This is a genomic window from Variovorax sp. dw_954 (assembly GCF_018449755.1).
Taxonomy (GTDB): Bacteria; Pseudomonadota; Gammaproteobacteria; order Burkholderiales; family Burkholderiaceae_C; genus Variovorax.
On record NZ_JAAVVD010000119.1, the window covers coordinates 1 to 427 of the forward strand.

The window sequence follows — 427 nt, forward strand, 5'->3', positions numbered from 1 at the left end:
CGTCACCGACTTCGCCGTCTCGCGCATCAAGTCCGAGCTGCTGCCCAAGTACCCCAACGTCGACGATGTCGTCGCGCTGGAGCACACCTACGGCTGCGGCGTAGCCATCGACGCGCCCGACGCGATCATCCCGATCCGCACGCTGCGCAACATCAGCCTGAACCCCAACTTCGGCGGCGAGGTGATGCTGGTGAGCCTGGGCTGCGAGAAGCTGCAGCCCGAGCGCCTGATGCCGCCCGGCACCATTCCGCTCATCGACGAGCGCAACGTGGCCGATGTCGGCTCCAGTGCCGACGCCAAGCTGGACGTGGTCTGCCTGCAGGACGATGCGCATGTGGGCTTCATGTCGATGGTCGAGTCGATCATGCGGCAGGCGGAAGAACACCTGGAGCGGCTCAACGCGCGCCGCCGCGAGACCGTCCCCGCC

1 protein-coding gene is annotated in these 427 nt (G+C 67.2%); it reads left to right on the forward strand.

Annotated features, from left to right (window positions below; all coding sequences use genetic code 11):
- Positions 1–427, forward strand: a 427-nt coding sequence (locus HB681_RS37785; RefSeq protein WP_213960001.1) for a UxaA family hydrolase, incomplete at both ends; no start/stop codon positions are given.